Annotated in this window: 16 protein-coding genes; 4 read left to right on the forward strand and 12 right to left on the reverse strand. The window is 68.9% G+C overall.

All coding sequences use genetic code 11. The annotated features are described in order from the left end of the window. The first annotated feature begins 135 nt into the window (after nucleotides 1-135). Nucleotides 136-1,233, forward strand: coding sequence for a phosphate ABC transporter substrate-binding protein PstS (gene pstS / locus ABE85_RS19975; protein WP_082938788.1), 1,098 nt, complete (start codon nucleotides 136-138; stop codon nucleotides 1,231-1,233). 64 nt (nucleotides 1,234-1,297) lie between these two features. Here pstS and ABE85_RS19980 read toward each other — a convergent pair whose 3' ends face one another. From ABE85_RS19980 to def, 8 genes are all read right to left on the reverse strand, one after another. Then, nucleotides 1,298-2,491, reverse strand: coding sequence for a phosphoglycerate kinase (locus ABE85_RS19980; RefSeq protein ID WP_067278712.1), 1,194 nt, complete (start codon nucleotides 2,489-2,491; stop codon nucleotides 1,298-1,300). Nucleotides 2,492-2,692: 201 nt separating this feature from the next. After that, entirely contained in the window at nucleotides 2,693-3,022 is a 330-nt protein-coding gene (locus ABE85_RS19985) for an AzlD domain-containing protein (protein WP_067278715.1), read from the reverse strand. Then, complete coding sequence (locus tag ABE85_RS19990; protein ID WP_067278718.1) at nucleotides 3,019-3,789, reverse strand: AzlC family ABC transporter permease; 771 nt, start codon at nucleotides 3,787-3,789, stop codon at nucleotides 3,019-3,021. The genes ABE85_RS19985 and ABE85_RS19990 overlap by 4 nt, the downstream gene beginning before the upstream one ends. A 101-nt stretch (nucleotides 3,790-3,890) precedes the next feature. Further along, nucleotides 3,891-4,670: a head GIN domain-containing protein gene (locus ABE85_RS19995; RefSeq protein WP_082938789.1), complete on the reverse strand. Its 780-nt coding sequence runs from the start codon at nucleotides 4,668-4,670 to the stop codon at nucleotides 3,891-3,893. Nucleotides 4,671-4,816: 146 nt separating this feature from the next. Continuing rightward, nucleotides 4,817-5,245: a hypothetical protein gene (locus tag ABE85_RS28540; RefSeq protein ID WP_067278722.1), complete on the reverse strand. Its 429-nt coding sequence runs from the start codon at nucleotides 5,243-5,245 to the stop codon at nucleotides 4,817-4,819. Between the two features lie 181 nt (nucleotides 5,246-5,426). After that, a complete protein-coding gene (htpX, locus tag ABE85_RS20005; protein WP_067278726.1) occupies nucleotides 5,427-6,272 on the reverse strand; it encodes a zinc metalloprotease HtpX in 846 nt (281 codons plus the stop codon). Between the two features lie 142 nt (nucleotides 6,273-6,414). Further along, nucleotides 6,415-7,371: a methionyl-tRNA formyltransferase gene (fmt, locus tag ABE85_RS20010; RefSeq protein WP_067283202.1), complete on the reverse strand. Its 957-nt coding sequence runs from the start codon at nucleotides 7,369-7,371 to the stop codon at nucleotides 6,415-6,417. Nucleotides 7,372-7,406: 35 nt separating this feature from the next. After that, the gene (gene def, locus ABE85_RS20015; RefSeq protein ID WP_067278729.1) at nucleotides 7,407-7,919 is read right to left on the reverse strand and encodes a peptide deformylase; all 513 of its coding nucleotides are present in this window, start codon (nucleotides 7,917-7,919) and stop codon (nucleotides 7,407-7,409) included. 227 nt (nucleotides 7,920-8,146) lie between these two features. Here def and ABE85_RS20020 point away from each other — a divergent pair, with 227 nt between their 5' ends. From ABE85_RS20020 to ABE85_RS20030, 3 genes are all read left to right on the forward strand, one after another. Next, nucleotides 8,147-9,307 (forward strand): LysM peptidoglycan-binding domain-containing protein, encoded by a 1,161-nt coding sequence (locus ABE85_RS20020; protein ID WP_067278732.1) that lies wholly within the window; start codon nucleotides 8,147-8,149, stop codon nucleotides 9,305-9,307. Nucleotides 9,308-9,350: 43 nt separating this feature from the next. After that, nucleotides 9,351-10,487, forward strand: a complete 1,137-nt coding sequence (gene dprA, locus ABE85_RS20025; RefSeq protein ID WP_067278734.1) for a DNA-processing protein DprA — start codon at nucleotides 9,351-9,353, stop codon at nucleotides 10,485-10,487. Nucleotides 10,488-10,598: 111 nt separating this feature from the next. Continuing rightward, the gene (locus tag ABE85_RS20030) at nucleotides 10,599-11,051 is read left to right on the forward strand and encodes a DUF494 family protein (protein ID WP_067278738.1); all 453 of its coding nucleotides are present in this window, start codon (nucleotides 10,599-10,601) and stop codon (nucleotides 11,049-11,051) included. Nucleotides 11,052-11,183: 132 nt separating this feature from the next. On the opposite strand, the gene ABE85_RS20035 is transcribed toward ABE85_RS20030, so the two are convergent. The 4 genes from ABE85_RS20035 to yajC form a co-directional block, all read right to left on the reverse strand. Then, nucleotides 11,184-13,589 carry a DUF1631 family protein gene (locus ABE85_RS20035; protein WP_067278741.1) on the reverse strand — a complete coding sequence of 802 codons (2,406 nt, stop codon included), beginning with the start codon at nucleotides 13,587-13,589 and terminating at the stop codon, nucleotides 11,184-11,186. Nucleotides 13,590-13,622: 33 nt separating this feature from the next. Further along, entirely contained in the window at nucleotides 13,623-14,657 is a 1,035-nt protein-coding gene (secF, locus tag ABE85_RS20040) for a protein translocase subunit SecF (RefSeq protein ID WP_067278744.1), read from the reverse strand. Nucleotides 14,658-14,693: 36 nt separating this feature from the next. After that, nucleotides 14,694-16,601, reverse strand: coding sequence for a protein translocase subunit SecD (secD, locus tag ABE85_RS20045; protein WP_067278748.1), 1,908 nt, complete (start codon nucleotides 16,599-16,601; stop codon nucleotides 14,694-14,696). A 155-nt stretch (nucleotides 16,602-16,756) separates the two neighbouring features. Then, the gene (yajC, locus tag ABE85_RS20050; RefSeq protein WP_067278751.1) at nucleotides 16,757-17,086 is read right to left on the reverse strand and encodes a preprotein translocase subunit YajC; all 330 of its coding nucleotides are present in this window, start codon (nucleotides 17,084-17,086) and stop codon (nucleotides 16,757-16,759) included. Nucleotides 17,087-17,135 lie beyond the last annotated feature (49 nt).

Here is a 17,135-nt window from a genome sequence, read left to right on the forward strand (position 1 = left end):
GGGATTTGCCCGCAAGTTAGAGCAACCTCCCGAGATCCGCCGGCAAGTCCCCCCACACGGGCGTCCATCACGGCGTGCGAAGAACGCGCTCACTAGAATGCGCCCCGCTGTCGTCTACCTCTTCCGAGTCCCGCCGTGCCCACCTCCCCGCCCGCTCCCCTGACTTCGCAGCGCCGTGCGCTGCTTCGCCTGACCGCGGCCCTCCCGGTCACCCTCGCCTTCGGCGCACCTGGCGCCCTCTTCGCGCAGACCGCCGCATTGGCCGGGGCCGGCGCCTCGTTCCCTTCGCTGGTCTACGGTCGCTGGGCCACGGCCTACGAGAAGACCAAGGGTCAGGTCGTGCGCTACAAGCCGACCGGCTCGGGCGACGGCGTCAAGCAGATCACCGCGCGCGACGTGGCCTTCGGCGGCAGCGACTCGCCGCTCGCCGCGGAGGAGCTCACCAAGCGCAAGCTCGTGCAGATCCCGATGCTGGTCGGCGGCATCGTGCCGGTGGTCAACCTGCCGGGCGTGCCGGAAGGCCGTCTGCAACTCACCGGCGACCTGCTCGCCGAGCTGATGATGGGCCGCGTCGCGAAGTGGAACGACGGCCGCATCGCCGCGCTGAACCCGGGCGTCGCGCTGCCGGCGCTGCCGGTGAAGCGCATCGTGCGCGCGGACAAGTCCGGCACGACCGAGGGCTACACGAAGTACCTGAGCGCGGTGTCGCCGTCTTTCGCGAAGGACGTGGGTGCGAACGCGCAGCCGAAGTGGCCCGGCGAGGTCGAGGCGGCCGAAGGCAACGACGGCATGGCCAAGGCGCTGAAGGCGGCGCCGGGCACCATCGCGTACGTCAGCTACGACCGCGTGCAGCGCGACAAGCTCAACGGCGTGCGCCTGCGCAATGCCGCCGGCCAATGGGTGGCGGCGGGCGAGACCGGCTTCAAGTCCGCGATCGCCAACAGCGACCTCTCGCGCAAGGGCGACGACCTGGCCTCGCTGATGGACCGCGACGGCGCGGAGAGCTGGCCCATCACGATGACCAGCTTCATCCTGATCGACGCGACGCCCGCGACCAGCGTCGGCGCCGCGCCGGTGATGAGCTTCCTGTACTGGTGCTTCATGCACGGCGACGACCTGACGCGCGGCACGGGCTTCGCGCCGCTGCCGGTGGCGCTGCAGTCCAAGCTGGCCGCGCGCTTCGCGGCGGTCAAGCCGGCCGACGGGAAGCTGCCGGCCTACCTGGGACTCTGAGTGGGGATCTGAACCCACAAATGAAAACGCGCCCGAGGGCGCGTTTTTCATGGGCGCTGAACGTTCAACCCTGCGCGCGCCTGGCCAGGATCTCGAACGCGGGCAGCGTCTTGCCTTCCAGCACTTCGAGGAAGGCGCCGCCGCCGGTGGAGATGTAGCCGACCTGCTCCTCGATGCCGTACTTGGCGATCGCCGCGAGCGTGTCGCCGCCGCCGGCGATCGAGAACGCGTCCGACGCCGCGATGGCGCGCGCGATGGTCTCGGTGCCGTGGGCGAAGGCGTCGAATTCGAACACGCCGACCGGACCGTTCCACACGATCGTGCCGGCCGCCTTCAGCTGCTCCGCCAGCAGCGCCGCCGTCTTCGGGCCGATGTCCAGGATCAGGTCGTCATCGGCCACGTCGGTCGCGGCCTTCACCGTGGCCGTCGCATCGGCGGCGAAGGTCTTGGCCGTCACCACGTCCACCGGGATGGGCACCGCGGCGCCGCGCGCCTTCATGGCCTCGATCACGGCCTTGGCTTCGCCGACCAGGTCGGGCTCGGCCAGCGACTTGCCGATCTTCAGACCCGCCGCCAGCAGGAAGGTGTTGGCGATGCCGCCGCCGACGATCAGGCCGTCGACGTTGGCCGACAGCGACTTCAGGATGGTCAGCTTGGTCGAGACCTTGGAGCCCGCCACGATCGCCACCAGCGGGCGCTTCGGGTTGGCCAGGGCCTTGGTGATCGCGTCGATCTCGGCGGCCAGCAGCGGGCCGGCGCAGGCGATCTTCGCGAACTGCGCGATGCCGTAGGTCGAGGCCTCCGCGCGGTGCGCGGTACCGAAGGCGTCGTGCACGAAGATGTCGCACAGCGCGGCCATCTTCTTCGACAGCGCCTCGTCGTTCTTCTTCTCGCCCTTGTTGACGCGGCAGTTCTCGAGCAGCACGACCTGGCCCGGCTTCACGTCGACGCCGTCGACCCAGTGCGCGACCAGCGGCACCTCGCGGCCGAGCAACTCGCCCATCCGCTTGGCGACCGGCGCCAGCGAATCCTCGGGCTTGAACTCGCCTTCGGTCGGACGGCCCAGGTGCGAGGTGACCATCACCGCGGCACCGGCCTTCAGTGCCATCTCGATCGCGGGGATCGAGGCGCGGACGCGGGTGTCTTCGGTGATCTCGCCCGCATCGTTGAGCGGCACGTTCAGGTCGGCGCGGATGAAGACGCGCTGGTCGGCCACCTTGCCGGCGGCGATCAGATCGGCGAATCGCAGGACGTTCATGGGATGAGCTTCGAGTAGTTGGAAAGCGGGGCGCCGGGGGCGCCCGCGAGTCTCGAAGACGCGGCGCGCAAAGCCCGGCAAATCGGGCCGCAGCTTAACAGCCGCGTGACGGCGGCCTGTGTCCGAGCGGGTTACGGAACGCCGCTGAAACCTGCGACCGCCCGCTTCGCGCGCCCGCTCTCCGGCCGTTCGCGGCCGGGCTCACCAGCCCAGGCCGATCCTCAGCGTCAGCATCACCGCGGTCCCGCTGAGGATGGTCCCGAGGATGCCGCGCTTCCAGAAGAAGTAGGCCGTGCCGACGGCCGCCGCATAGAGCCGCGCGTCCTTCCACGTGTGGATCAGCTCGCCTTGCGTCATGACGATCTCCGGCACGATCACCGCCGCGAGCGCCGCCAGCGGCGCGTAGCGCAGACCGTCGCGCACCCACTGCGGCAGCGGGATCTCGCGGTCCGGGATCATGAAGAAACTGCGCGTGACCATCGTGATCACCGCCATGCCGAGGATGCCGAGCACCGCTTCCCACACGCTCATGCGGACCTCCCGGAGGAAGAGCCGGACGGCCCCGGCGTCGGCCCGGACGTCGGTGACGCCGGAGGAAGCCACTTCTCCATCATCAGACCGACGGCCACCGCCGCGGCGATGGCCACGAGGATGTTGAGCCGCAGCGGCAACGCATACGCCGCCACCGCCGCGCAGCCGGCCACCACGCCCGAGATCCAGGTGTTGCGGTCCTTCAGCAGCGAGTAGCTCAACCCGAGCAATGCCAGCACGCCGGCGAAGCCCAGGCCCCAGTTCGTCGGGATGCGGTCGGCGAGCAGGATGCCGGCGATGGCCGGGATCTGCCACGCGAACCAGTTGGTCGCCACGCCGCCCCAGAAGTAGGGGAGCTGGTTGTCGGGATCCGGCTTCAGGTCGGGGAAGCGCTTGAGGAAGGCGACGTAGTTGAGGTCGGCCGCGAAGTAGCCGATGAACAGCCGCTGCGCGCGCGGCAGCGGTCCGAAGTACAGGCGCCACTGGGCGCTGAAGATCACGAAGCGCAGGTTGACGCAGAAGGCCGTGGCCCACAGCACCCACAGCGGGGCGCCGCTGGCCAGCAGCGGCAGCGCCGCCAGCTGCGAGCTGCCGGCGAAGACCGCCAGGCTCATCAGCAGCGACAGGCCGACGCCCAGGCCGCTCTTGACCATGGCCACGCCGGTGACCAGCCCCCAGGCCGAGATGCCCAGCGTGATGCCGAGCATCTCCTTCGCGCCACGCTTGAATTCCGGGTGGCGCACCAGCGCCGAGAGTCCTTCCGCCATGGGCGCGATTGTCGTCTGCGCCGTCCACAAACGAATCGCCCCTCGCCCGCTCGCGCGGTGAGGGGCGTCCACACAGCGCCCGGGGGCGCCGCGTCAGGGACTCACTTCAGCTTGCGCACCGAGCCCGAGCCGGCGTTGGACATGCTGATCTCCGGGCTGCCGACGTAACCGACGTCGCCCGAACCGGCGATGCGCACGTCCAGCTTGCGGGTGGGCGCCACGGTGACATCGCCGCTGCCGGAGATGCTGACCTTGGCCTCGTCGACGACCAGCTCGCGCGTCTTGACGTCGCCGCTGCCGGCCACGGTCACCGACAGCGCGTTGGCCTTGCCGTTGAACAGCATGTCGCCGCTGCCGGCGACGCGCAGCGTCACGTGGTCGGCGTCCAGGCCCTGCACGCGCAGGTCGCCGCTGCCGGCAATGCTGGCGTCCAGGTTGCCGGTCTTCATCGCCTCGACGCGGATGTCGCCGGAGCCGGAGATCGTCAGGCCGCGCAACTGGCGCATGTCCAGGGTGACGATCGGCGTGCCCCGGGCGTTCAGGCTGAAGCCGCGCTTGGGCGAGATCTCCAGCGTGCGGCCCTTGCTGCCGTCGACGACCTTGGTCTCGATGTAGCTGAGCAGGTTGCGGTCGGTCTTGACCTCGACCTTGTCGGCCGAGGCCTGGCGCACCAGGACCTTGAAGTCGCCCGACAGCGAGACCGCGTCGAAGGCGCCGAGGTCGCGGGCCTCGGCGGCGACCTCGCCGTTGCCCTCGATGCGCTGCGAACTGCCGAAGCTCAGCGACCAGGCGTGGGCCGTGCCGACGGCGCCCACGGACGCCAGGCTCAGTGCGGTGATGGCGAACAGTCGGCGGGTGGCGCGCAAGGACGTGGTGGTCATGGACGATCTCCTGATCTTTCGGATGATCGTATCTTCGCCGTGACGTCCCCGCTCCGCGACCGGGCGATGACGAACTGCACCAACCACGGGATCAACTGCACGGCGGACCGATGCGCCGGACGCTCCGGCGGCCGCTCAGTGACCGCTCAATGCCCGCCCTTGCCCTTGTCCGACGTCTTGTCGGCGGACTTGTCCGCGGCCTTCTCGCCCACCTGCCCCTTGGCGGAGCGCGGCGAGTCCTCCTCGTCGTCGGAGGCCGCGGCGCCGGGTCGGCTGGCCTGCGGGTTCGCGACCTGCGGACGGGTGCCCTCGAGCTTGTTCTCTCGCATGTACTCGTCCATCTCCCGCCAACCGTCGTAGACCGCGGCCTTCTGGGCCTTGGGGTTCAGGGCGTAGCAGTCCTCGATGGCGCGCAGGGCGTTGCGGCAGGCGCCGCCTATGGCCTTGCCTTCCGCCTGCTTGGACGCCGCCACCTTGGCGGGATCCTCGATGCCGAGCTGATCGCAGCCGGCCAGCAGCGCGGCGGCGCCGAGCAGCGCCGTCATGACGGTCAGGGAGCGGAAAGAGGCCTTCATGCTGTCCTTTTCGGCCGCCGGGGACAGGCGCTTGAATGAGGCGCACCGGCGGTATCGGGCCATTGTGCCGTCGACCCCGCCACCCTCGATCCAATGAAAAACACCGCCCGGAGGCGGTGTTTCGAGCTTCCGGCGCCTGGGATCACCCGGGGGCGTCCGGGCGTCGCGGGCCTGGTGGGCTTCAGCGACGGGCCATCGCCATCAGGCGCTCGACGCGCTCCTCGGTCGACGGGTGGGTGCTGAACAGCCCCTTGAGGCCGCCGCCCGACAGCGGGTTCATGATCATCATCTGCGCCGTTTCCGGATGACGCTCGGCGGTCTCCAGCGGGATGCCCTGGGCATAGCGGTGGATCTTGTCCAGCGCGCTCGCCAAGGCCTGCGGGTCGCCGGAGATCTCGGCGCCGCCGCGGTCCGCTTCGAACTCGCGGGCACGGCTGATCGCCATCTGGATCAGCGAGGCCGCGATCGGCGCCAGGATGGCCACCAGGATGCCGACGATCGGGTTGGCCGGACGGCCTTCGCTGTCGCGCGGGCTGAAGAACATGGCGAAGTTGGCCAGCATCGAGATCGCACCGGCCATCGTCGCGCTGACCGTCGAGATGAGGATGTCGCGGTGCTTCACGTGCGCCAGTTCGTGCGCCATCACGCCGCGCAGCTCGCGCTCGGACAGCACGCGCACGATGCCGGTGGTCGCGGCGACGGCGGCGTGCTCCGGATTGCGGCCGGTGGCGAACGCGTTCGGCGCGTTCTCCTCGATCAGGTAGACCTTGGGCATGGGCAGCTGGGCGCGCTCGGCCAGTTCCTTGACCATGTTGTAGAACTGCGGCGCGCTGCGCTCATCGACCTCCTGGGCGTTGTACATCTTCAGCACCAGCTTGTCGGAGAACCAGTAGCTGAAGAAATTCATGCCCACGGCGACGACCAGCGCGATCAGCATGCCCGTCTGGCCACCCAGCAGGGAGCCGATCACCATGAACAGCGCGGTGATGGCGGCCATCAGGATGGCGGTCTTCATCAGGTTGAACATCGCAATCACTCCTCGAAAACAGCGGCCGGAGCCGCGAAGGGAAATCCACCGGAACGGTACACCGTCCCGATCTCCCACGTGACGGCAAGCTGGCAAGCTTCAAGCCGGCACCGGGCCGGTTTCCCCGACGGTTCAGTCAGGGTTAAGCGAAGCGGGCACCGGCCTGGAGCGGCCGGGCCTGCAGGAAGGCCGCCGCGGGCAGGCGCTTGCCGCCGGCGCGCTGGAGCTCCGTGAGCCGAACGCTGCCGGCGCCGCAGGCGACGATCGGGCCTTCGGGCGAGACCGACAGCACCTGGCCCGGCTCGCCGAGCGAGCCTTCGGCCTCGACGACCTCGGCACGCCAGATCTTCACCGCCTCGCCGTCGAGCTGCGCGACGCCGCCCGGGAAGGGATCGAAGGCGCGCGAGCGGCGCACGATCTGCGCGGCGTTGTCGTCCCACAGGATCTGGCTCTCGGCCTTCTCGATCTTGTGGGCGTAGGTGACGCCCGCTTCGGGCTGCTTCACCGGATGGAAGCCGCCGCAGGCGGCGAGTTCCAACGCCTCGACGATCAACCGGCCGCCGAGCGTCGCCAGCTTGTCGTGCAGCGTCGCGGTCGTGTCCGCCGCGGCGATCGGCAGGCGCTCGAGCAGCAGCATGTCGCCGGTGTCCAGGCCCTCGTCCATCTGCATGATGGTGATGCCGGTCTCTGCGTCGCCCGCCTCGATGGCACGGTGGATGGGCGCGGCGCCGCGCCAGCGCGGCAGGATAGAGCCGTGGATGTTCAGGCAGCCCAGCCGCGGAAGCTCCAGCACCCACTTCGGCAGGATCAATCCGTAGGCGGCGACGATGAGCACGTCCGGGCGCGCATCGGCCAGCGCCTGCCGGCCCATCTCGGCTTCGTCGGGGAACTTGCCGTCGAGCCGCAGGCTGCGCGGCTGCGCCACGGCGATGCCGCGCGCCACCGCCAGCTGCTTCACCGGCGAGGCCTGCAGCTTCATGCCGCGACCGGCGGGACGGTCCGGCTGGCTCAGCACCAGCGGGACGTCGAACCCGGCGTCCAGCAGCGCCTGCAGCGCCACGGCGGCGAACTCGGGCGTACCCGCGAAGGCGACGCGCAGACCGGCGGTCGAGCCGGCAGCCAGATCGGCCGCCATCAGTGCTTCGCGTCCTCGCGGGCCTTCTTCACCAGCTTGGTCTTGATGCGCTCGCGCTTGAGCGGGCTCAGGTATTCCACGAACACCTTGCCGGTCAGGTGGTCCATCTCATGCTGCACGCAGACGGCCAGCAGGCCTTCGGCGTCGAACTGGAAGGTGTGGCCGTCCCGGTCCAGCGCCTGGACGGTCACCTTCTTGTGGCGCATGACCTTGTCGTAGATGGTCGGCACGGAGAGGCAGCCCTCCTCGCCTTCCACCATCTCCTCGCTGCGCGCGACGAGCTCCGGATTGATCAGCACCAGCGGCTGGTCGCGCTCCTCGGAGACGTCCATCACCAGCAGGCGCTCGTGCACGTCCACCTGCGTGGCGGCCAGGCCGACGCCGTCGGCGTCGTACATCGTCTCCAGCATGTCGTCGGCCAGCTTGCGCAGGCGGTCGTCGACCGCGGCGATGGGCTTGGCCACCGTGTGCAGACGCGGATCGGGGTATCGAAGAATGGAAAGTTTCGCCATGGTAAGGACGCGGGGCGCGGTGAGCCGCTGTGGACAGCGCACAACGCCGGTTTGTAAGGGCTTGCAAGGGAGGGCGGGCCGGTTCATTGCCGGGCCCCCTGAACCGGGGCAGAATCGCCGCCAGCGAGACGGTTGATTTTCGCCGATTTGGCGGTCAGTCTGGCCCTCGTCACAAAAGCGCCACTGGCCACGAGGGGCCTTCGATCTCGGCGCGCGGAGAACAAGTAATGACGCAAAGGCGGCCGCTGGGCTTGACGATGATTTCTGCAGCCCTGCTGGCGGGCACCTTTGCCGCCGCGCCGTCGTTCGCGGCGGGGGACTTCCCCATCACCCAGGGACAGCGCCAGACGGCGCAGCAAGTGGCCCAGGCCGGTGTGCCGCTGTCGGAGCTGGCGCCCAACGCCCCCGACTCGTACACCGTCAAGGCGGGCGACACGCTGTGGGCCATCTCGGGCATCTTCCTGAAGAGCCCGTGGCGCTGGCCCGAGCTCTGGGGCATGAACACGGAACAGATCCGCAATCCCCACCTGATCTACCCGGGTCAGGTCCTGATGCTGATCAAGGCCGACGGCCGCGCCCGCCTCCAGCTGGGCCGGGACGTTGGCGCCGGCGGGCCTGGCGGCACAGTGAAGCTGTCGCCGCGCGTGCGCTCCGAATCGCTCTATGACGGCTCCATCGCCGCCATCCCGCAGCACCTGATCGAGCCCTTCCTCAACGAGGCGGTGGTCCTCAACAGCAACGACCTGGACGCCGCCCCACGAATCTTCTCGGCGCAGGAGAACCGCGTCTGGATCAGCAAGGGCGATCTGGCTTACGCCCGCGGCAACCTGCCGGCCAACGTCGAGAACTTCCGCGTGTTCCGCGAGCCGCGCCCGCTGCGCGATCCGCTGACCAAGGAAGTGCTGGGTTACGAAGCCGTCTACGTCGGCACCGCCGATCTGACCCGTCCGGGCAGCGGCAGTGGGACGAAGGACGAAGTGCCGTCCACGCTGACGATGACGCTCAACCGCATCGAGGCGCAGCCGGGCGACCGCCTGGCCCCGGTGCCGGAACGCGGCTACACCAGCTACGTGCCGCATGCGCCGCAAGGTCCCATCGACGGCGTCATCGTCTCGATGTACGGCGACGCGATCACCGCCGGCCAGAACCAGATCGTGGCGCTGAACAAGGGCAAGCGCGACGGTCTTGAGCGCGGCCACGTGCTGGCGCTGTGGCACAAGGGTCGGGTCGTGCGCGACTCGACGACGCCTCGCCGCGAAGAGATCAAGCTGCCGGACGAGCGTCACGGCCAGCTGTTCGTCTTCCAGGTCTTCGACCGCGTCTCCTACGCGTTGATCCTGACGGTGCAGGAACCGGTCGTCGCAGGCGACCGCTTCACCCAGCCGTAAGCGCGACGGCTCTCCGGAACAGGTCGCTCTCGGGACCGAACGGATGAGCCCGGACGAACTCCGCGCCTGGCTGCACCTGCTCTCCTGCGTCTCACGCGGGGGAGCCCGGCGACTGCTCGCGCGACACGGCTCCCCGGGCGCCGTCCTGATGGCCGGTCGCGGCGGTTGGGGCGGTGTGCTCTCTCCCGAAAACGCCGCGCTGCTGGCGAAGGGCCCGGATCAGCTCGACCGGCTGGTCCGCCGGACCGAAGACTGGCTGTCCAGCGGCGAGCGCCGCTCCATCCTGCTGCTCGGCGCCCCCGACTATCCCCTCCCGCTCCTGCACACGGCGGATCCGCCGCTGATGCTCTATCTCGACGGCCGGCGCGAGTTGCTCGCCGAGCGCTGCGTCGCCGTGGTCGGCAGTCGCCGTCCGAGCCCGCAGGGCGACGAGAACGCGCGGTATTTCGCCGCCGGCCTGGGCGAAGCAGGCTTCTGCGTCGTGTCCGGACTGGCGCAGGGCATCGATGGCGCCGCCCATGAGGCCGCGCTGAACACGCGAGGCGGCACGATCGCGGTCCTGGGCACCGGGCCGGACCAGGTGTATCCGCTGGACCATGCGGACCTCTCCCGCCACGTCGCGCGACATGGGCTGCTGGTGAGCGAGTACTTTGTCGGCACGCCCCCGATGGCGCCGAATTTCCCGCAGCGCAACCGCATCATCGCGGGGCTGTCGGAAGGGTGCCTGGTCGTCGAGGCCGCCATGAAGTCCGGATCCCTGATCACAGCCCGGCAAGCCTCCGAGGCAGGTCGCGAGGTTTTCGCCGTCCCGGGCCCCATCCATGCGCCGCAGTCCAAGGGCTGTCATCACCTGCTCAAGCAGGGCGCCTGTCTGGTCCAGGCGCTGGACGACCTGCTCAATGAACTGCCGGTCGGCGGCCTGCCGCGCACGACGCCGCTCGATCTCGAGTCGGATCATGAGCCCGACAGCGGACCGCAGCGCGGGCCCATACCGGCGGAGGCCGACGACGACCACCCGCTCCTGCGTGCGATCGGTCGCGACACGGTCTCGCTCGAACAGCTGTCGCAGCGCAGCGGTTGGCCGCAGGACGAACTCAACGCGACCCTGCTCGATCTGGAATTGGACGGGCGCGTCGCACGACTGCCAGGCGCCCTCTTCCAACGCCGACGCACGGCGTGAGCCACCCCTCCTTGAACAACGCGTTCGAGCCCGTCAGAAGGGGAAAATCGATGCGCCAGACCGTTCATTTCGGCGGGAAGGGCTTTCGGGGCGTCGGTTATAGTTCCCGCCATGTTTGACGTCCTCGTCTACCTGTACGAAACCTATTGGCGGCCCGACGCCTGCCCGGATCACGCACAACTGACCCGGAAACTGTCGGCGGTCGGGTTCGAGGACGACGAGATCCGCGACGCCCTGTCGTGGCTGGACGGTTTGGCCGGTGCGGCCGAGTCCCATCACGGCGAGCCCGGCGAACGCAGCATGCGCGTCTACACGCGCGATGAGCAGGAACATCTGGGCGAAAGCTCGATGGGCTTCATCAGCTTCCTGGCGTCGGCCGGCGTGCTGCCCACCGCCATGCGCGAGATGGTGATCGACCGCGCGATGGCCATCCCCGGCGGACCGCTCGACCTTGAGGACCTGAAGATCATCGTGCTGATGGTGTTCTGGAGCCTGGGCGAGGAACCCGATGCGCTGATCCTCGACGAATTGTTCGTCGCGCCGGAAGAGCGCCTGATCCACTGATCCGCCGGCTTCCAAGCTGGCGCACAAGGCAGAACCGGCCCCGCAATGCGGCGCCGGTTTTTTCATGGGCGGACGGAGGAAGGTCGGCCGGCCTCAGCCGCTGCCGCTGCCGCTGCGATCGCAGCAGTCGCGTCAGGCAAGCAGGCGACTGGGATCGACTTCGAGCTTGGCGAGCGCGTTGCGCGTCGCCTTCACGGTGAGCGACTCGTCCTGCGCCGGCAGCATCAGCCCCGCCTGCAGGAACGCGGCCAGACGGCTCAGCTGGAACAGCACGCCCCGCCCTTGCGGCGAGACGAACAGGATCAGGTGGTGCCGCAGTCCGCGCCAGACCAGCTGGACCGGCTCGACCCGTCCCCGGTAGTCCAGCATGTACCAGCTGCCGACCTGCAGCTCGCGCGCCCACGCCAGCATCGCCGTCGACGGGGCGGCGCCGCCTTCGGCGACCACTTCCAGGCCTTCGCACTCGTGGCTGGACAGGTCGCGCACCAGCGTCTCGTTGATCTCGCCGGAATCGGGCGACGGCAGCATCGCTTCCAGCGTCTCGAGCTGGCTCATCAGGTCGTCCAGCCGCTCGCGCGGGATCGCCGCGGTCTTGGCCGTGAACGCAGCGGCCAGCGCGTTGTTCAGCGACCGGATGTGCTCGTCCTGGCGCTCATGCGTCAGGCCCGCGTGGCCCATGCCGTCGCGCAGCGTCTTCAACAAGGGCGGCAGGCGACGGATCACCTCGGCACGGTCCTCGCGCGAGACCTTCGCGCTCGCCGACCAGATCAGGTCGGCCGCGGCACGTTTCATCGCCTTGGTCTGCTCGGCCTGGGGACCATAGCGCACGCCCGTCACCGCCAGCACGTCCGCCCAGACCTGGAAGAGGAAGTCGCGTACGCCGTCCTGCACGGGGACCTCGGACAACATCTTGCGCAGCTCGATCGTGTACTGGATCGCCAGCGTCTCGCGCTGCTCGACCTGCTGCGCGAGCGACACGCCCTTCTTCGAGACCTCGTTCTCCTGCTCGAAGTAGTGGTCGAGGAACTTCTCGAACTCGGTCAGCACCGTCTGGAACACGCGTCTGCCGGTGTCGGGGTAGGCCTCGACGACCTGCACCACGCGCTTGATCTCGCGCTCGAGCGCGTCGCCGATCTCGGCGGTCGAGGTGCTGAAGCCCATCACGCACGAACCCATCCGGTCGATCAGGCGGCGTGCGGGGTGGTCGTCGGTGGCGAAGAAATCAGGCTCGCTGACCGCCACGCGCAGCACCGGCATCTGCAGCCGCGCGAACCAGACCCGGATCGCCGGCGGAATGCGTTCTTCCTGCAGGATGGCCTGGAACAGCAGCGCGACCAGCTCGATCGTGGCGCGCTCGGCCGGCGTGTCGGCGGCGTTCTTCAGGACCTGCTTCAGCGCCTGGTTGCGGTGGCGGATCTCGTCGAGCGCCTGCGGCGCCGTCAGTTGCTGATCGATCGTCGCGACCTTGTCCGCGCGGCGCTGCACCGCTTCCTGCGCGTGATTGATCGCGGCGCTCAGCCGCGGCGAACCGGCCCGTGTCGGAGGACCGCCCGCATGTCCGTTCGGATGCCCGGACATCGTCCCCGGACCGCCTGGCGCCGCGGGCAGTCCGCTGCGCGTCGCCGGCCCCGCCGCCGGCATGCCGGAACGTGTCGCGGTCGGCATGGGCGCCTGGGGTTGCGGCTGCGCCAGTTCCGGCACATGCCGCGCGAGCACGCGCTGCAACTGCGCCATCACCTGCTGGGCCGACTGGCTGGCTGGCGTCCCCGCCGGACCGGCCGGCTGGACGCCCACCTGCCCAGCCTGCGGCGCGATGCCGCCATGCGCATGACCTGACCCCTGGGCGGGACCCAGCGGCGCGGCCTGCGTCATCCCCCCCGCCGGCGCATTGCGGCGGATGAAGGGACGCAGGTCCACCTCGGGCATCACGCCCTGCTGGATCAGCCAGTGGTTGGCCTCGTGATAGGCCTCGTTCAGCAGTTGGGAGAACTCGTGGTGCAGCCAGCGCTGCAGCATCTGCCAGACCGAGCTGCTCAGTCCGGCCTCGAACCAGGCGTCGAGCACCAGCCGCGCCAGCACCTGCGCGCGCAGCAGGTCCTGCTGCGGGAGGTCCTCGACGCGCTCCAACGACTGCATCCGGTTGCGCAGGTCGCTGAACTCCCAGCTGGCCTTGTCCATCATCGCCAGCGCCAGACGCGAGGCGATGATCTCGCGCTCGATCGTGTCGTCGCTGACGAGGGTCAGGTTCTGCGGGCGCGACGACAGCGAGGCCGACCGCGAATCGCCCGCCCCATGGTGGTACGCGTGCCGCAGCGACTTGCCCAGCCGCGCATGCCAGGGGGTCGAGGACCGCTGCCAGGCCTCGAAGGCGTCGCGCCGGGCCATCTGCAGCGAGTGCTCGGCCGGTTGCATGAGCTGGTCCTGCACCGCCGTGGTCAGCACCGCCACCATGGCGGGCAGACCTCGCAGCAGCACCTCCGTGTGGACGCGCCGCGCTTGCGAAGCCAGGGCCTGGGATCTTGCGTCGGCGGCGGTCATCGAACTCGAGTGTGAGGAGTGCGGATGACTCTACTACACCACCGCGCCTGCGTTGGGGTCATCCGGGTCCCCGGCCTTGGCGGGCCCCGCCTTGACCAGGTCCTCGCGCTTCACGCCCAGCCACATCGCGATCGCGGCGGCCACGAAGACCGACGAGTAGATGCCGAACAGGATGCCGATCGTCAGCGCCACCGCGAAGTAGTGCAGCGTCGGGCCGCCGAACAGCAGCATCGACAGCACCATCATCTGCGTCGAGCCGTGCGTGATGATCGTGCGGCTGATCGTGGAGGTGATCGCGTGGTCGATGACCTCGTGGGTGTTGAGCTTGCGGTACTTCCGGAAGGCCTCGCGGATCCGGTCGAAGATGACCACCGACTCGTTCACGGAGTAGCCCAGCACCGCCAGGATCGCCGCCAGCACCGCCAGCGAGAACTCCCACTGGAAGTAGGCGAAGAAGCCCAGGATGATCACCACGTCGTGCAGGTTGGCGATGATGCCGGCCACGGCGAACTTCCACTCGAAGCGGAACGCCAGGTACAGCATGATGCCGATGACGGTGAAGCCCAGCGCGTAGGCGGCGTCGTGCGCCAGCTCGGCGCCGACCGACGGACCGACCACCTCGCTGCGGGTCAGCTTCAGCGGCTCGGCGGTGCCGACCGCGCAGGCCTGACGCGTCACGGCCTCACCCTGCGGCGTGACCTCCTGATGCGAGACGACCTGGCCGTTCTCGGACTTGCACAGCTCGGTGAACACACGGCTGACCAGCACGTCCTGCTTGACGTCGGGCTTGACCGGCAGCCGGATCATGACGTCGCGCGAGGTGCCGAAGTTGGTCACCTGGATCTCGCCGAAGCCCATCTGCTCGACGATATGCCGCGTCTTGTTGACGTCGGCGGCCTGGGCGTACTGCACCTCGACCACCGTGCCGCCGGTGAATTCGATCGAGAAGTGCAGGCCCTTCGTCAGCAGGAAGAACACTGCGGCGACGAAGGTGAGGAAGGACACGGCGTTGAGGATCAACGCGTGCTTCATGAACGGGATGTCCCGTTTGATTCGGAAGAATTCCATGGCGGGGTGCGCTCGCTAAGGGGGCCGCAGCCGTTGTTACTTGGCCTCGACGGCGTCCGCCGTCGATTCGGTCGGGAGCGCGGTCGTGCCGGGCTTCCAGACGGTGCCGATGGACACGGACTTCAGCCGCTTGCGCCCGCCGTACCAGAGGTTGACCAGCGCGCGAGAGAACATCACCGACGAGATCATCGAGGTGATGATGCCCAGGCAGTGCACCACGGCGAAGCCCTTGATCGGACCCGAGCCGAAGGCCAGCAGCGCCAGGCCCGCGATCAGCGTCGTCACGTTGGAGTCCAGGATGGTCGCCCAGGCGCGTTCGTAGCCGGCGTGGATCGCCTGCTGCGGCGCGAGCCCGGCGCGCAGTTCCTCGCGCACCCGCTCGTTGATCAGCACGTTGGCGTCGATGGCCATGCCCAGCACCAGCGCGATCGCGGCGATGCCCGGCAGGCTCAGCGTGGCCTGCAGCATCGACAGCACCGCCAGCAGCAGCAGCAGGTTGAAGCCCAGCGCCACCGCGGAGAACACGCCGAACATCATGTAGTACAGGCACATGAAGATCGCCACCGCGACGAAGCCCCAGGTCACCGACGCGATGCCCTTGTCGATGTTGTCCTTGCCCAGCGACGGGCCGATGGTGCGTTCCTCGATGATCTCCATCGGCGCGGCCAGCGAGCCGGCGCGCAGCAGCAGCGCGGTGTCGCTGGCTTCCTGCGTGGACATGGCGCCGCCGGTGATGGAGAAGCTGTTGCCCAGTTCGCCGCGGATGACCGGCGCGGTCACGACCTGACCCTTGCCCTTCTCGAACAGCAGGATCGCCAGACGCTTGCCGATGTTCTCGCGCGAGACGTCCTTGATGACGCGGGCGCCCTTGGCGTCCATCTTCAAGGTCACGGAGGGCTGGTGGTTCTCGTCGAAGCTCGGCTGCGCGTCGTTCAGGTTGTCGCCGGTGACGACGACCTGGCGCTTGACGATGATCGGCGTGACGCCGTCCTTCTCGGTGAAGCGCTCGGTGCCGAAGGGCACGGGACCGGTGCCCGCCAGCGCGGCCTGGGCCTCGGCGCTGTCGTCCACCATGCGCATCTCCAGCGTCGCGGTGCGGCCGATGATGTCCTTGGCCTTGGCCGTGTCCTGCACGCCCGGCAGCTGGACGACGACGCGGTCGCGGCCCTGCTGCAGGATCACCGGCTCGGCCACGCCCAGCTCGTTGACGCGGTTGTGCAGCGTGGTGATGTTCTGCTTGATCGCGGCGTCCTGGACGGCGATCACCGCCTTGGGCGTCAGCGAGCCGGTCAGGCGCAGCTCGGTGCCCGCGCCGGAAGGCGTCCACGCGAAGTCGGGCACCTGGTCGCGCAGCAGGTTCTGCGCCTGCGTGCGGGTGGCTTCGTCGCGGAAGCCGATGGCGACGTCGTTGCCCTCGCGGGTGACGCCGGCATGGCGGATCGTCTTGTCGCGCAGCATCGTGCGGACGTCGGACGCCATGGATTCGGCCTTCTTCGTCAGCGCCGACTTCATGTCGACCTGCATCAGGAAGTGCACGCCGCCGCGCAGGTCCAGGCCCAGGTACATCGGGAACGCGTGCAGCGCGGTCAGCCAGGCCGGCGAGCGCGACACCAGGTTCAACGCGACGATGTAGGTCGGATCGTTGGTCTCGTTGCCGTTCAGGGCCTTCGCGATCGCGTCCTTGGCCTTGATCTGGGCGTCGGTGTCATGGAAGCGGGCACGGATGGAGCCGCCTTCCAGATGCACGAAGTCCGGCGTGACGCCGACCTGCGTGATCGCCTGCTCGACGCGTTGGCGGACGGTGTCGTCGATCTTGACGACGACCTTGGCGCTGGACACCTGCACCGCCGGCGCTTCGCCGAACAGGTTGGGCAGCGTGTAGATCAGGCCGACCAGCAGTGCCACGACGAGCAGCACGTACTTCCACAGCGGGTAACGGTTCATGAGGACATCCTCTGCAAACCAGGCGCCGTGGCGACCGATGCGGGGCATCGGGCGGGCGGGCGCCTCTGAAAACCGACCCGGCGCGTGCGTCGCACGGGCCGGGTCGTCAGGGAGCGGTCACGCCGGACGCGGCCGCCCCGGGTCGGGGTTTCGAATTATTTCGAGACGGTGCCCTTGGGCAGGACCTGCACGACGGACGTGCGCTGGACCTGGATCTCGACGCCGGAGGCGATCTCGACGGTCAGGTACTGCTCGCCGATCTTGACGACCTTGCCGAGCATGCCGCCGCCGGTGATGACCTCGTCGCCCTTGGCCAGGGCCTCGACCATCGTCTTGTGCTCCTTCTGGCGCTTCATCTGGGGACGGATCATCACGAAATACATGACGACGAAGACGGCCACCAGGGGCAGCATCTGCAGGAAGCCGCCCGTGGGGTCGGACGAGGCAGCAGGCGCGGCCTGGGCGAAAGCGTTGGAAATAAACACGTCGATATCCCTCAGGAATTGCGTTGGCGCCGGCCAGGGGCCGGAGCGC

This window comes from Mitsuaria sp. 7 (genome assembly GCF_001653795.1).
Taxonomy (GTDB): Bacteria; Pseudomonadota; Gammaproteobacteria; order Burkholderiales; family Burkholderiaceae_C; genus Roseateles.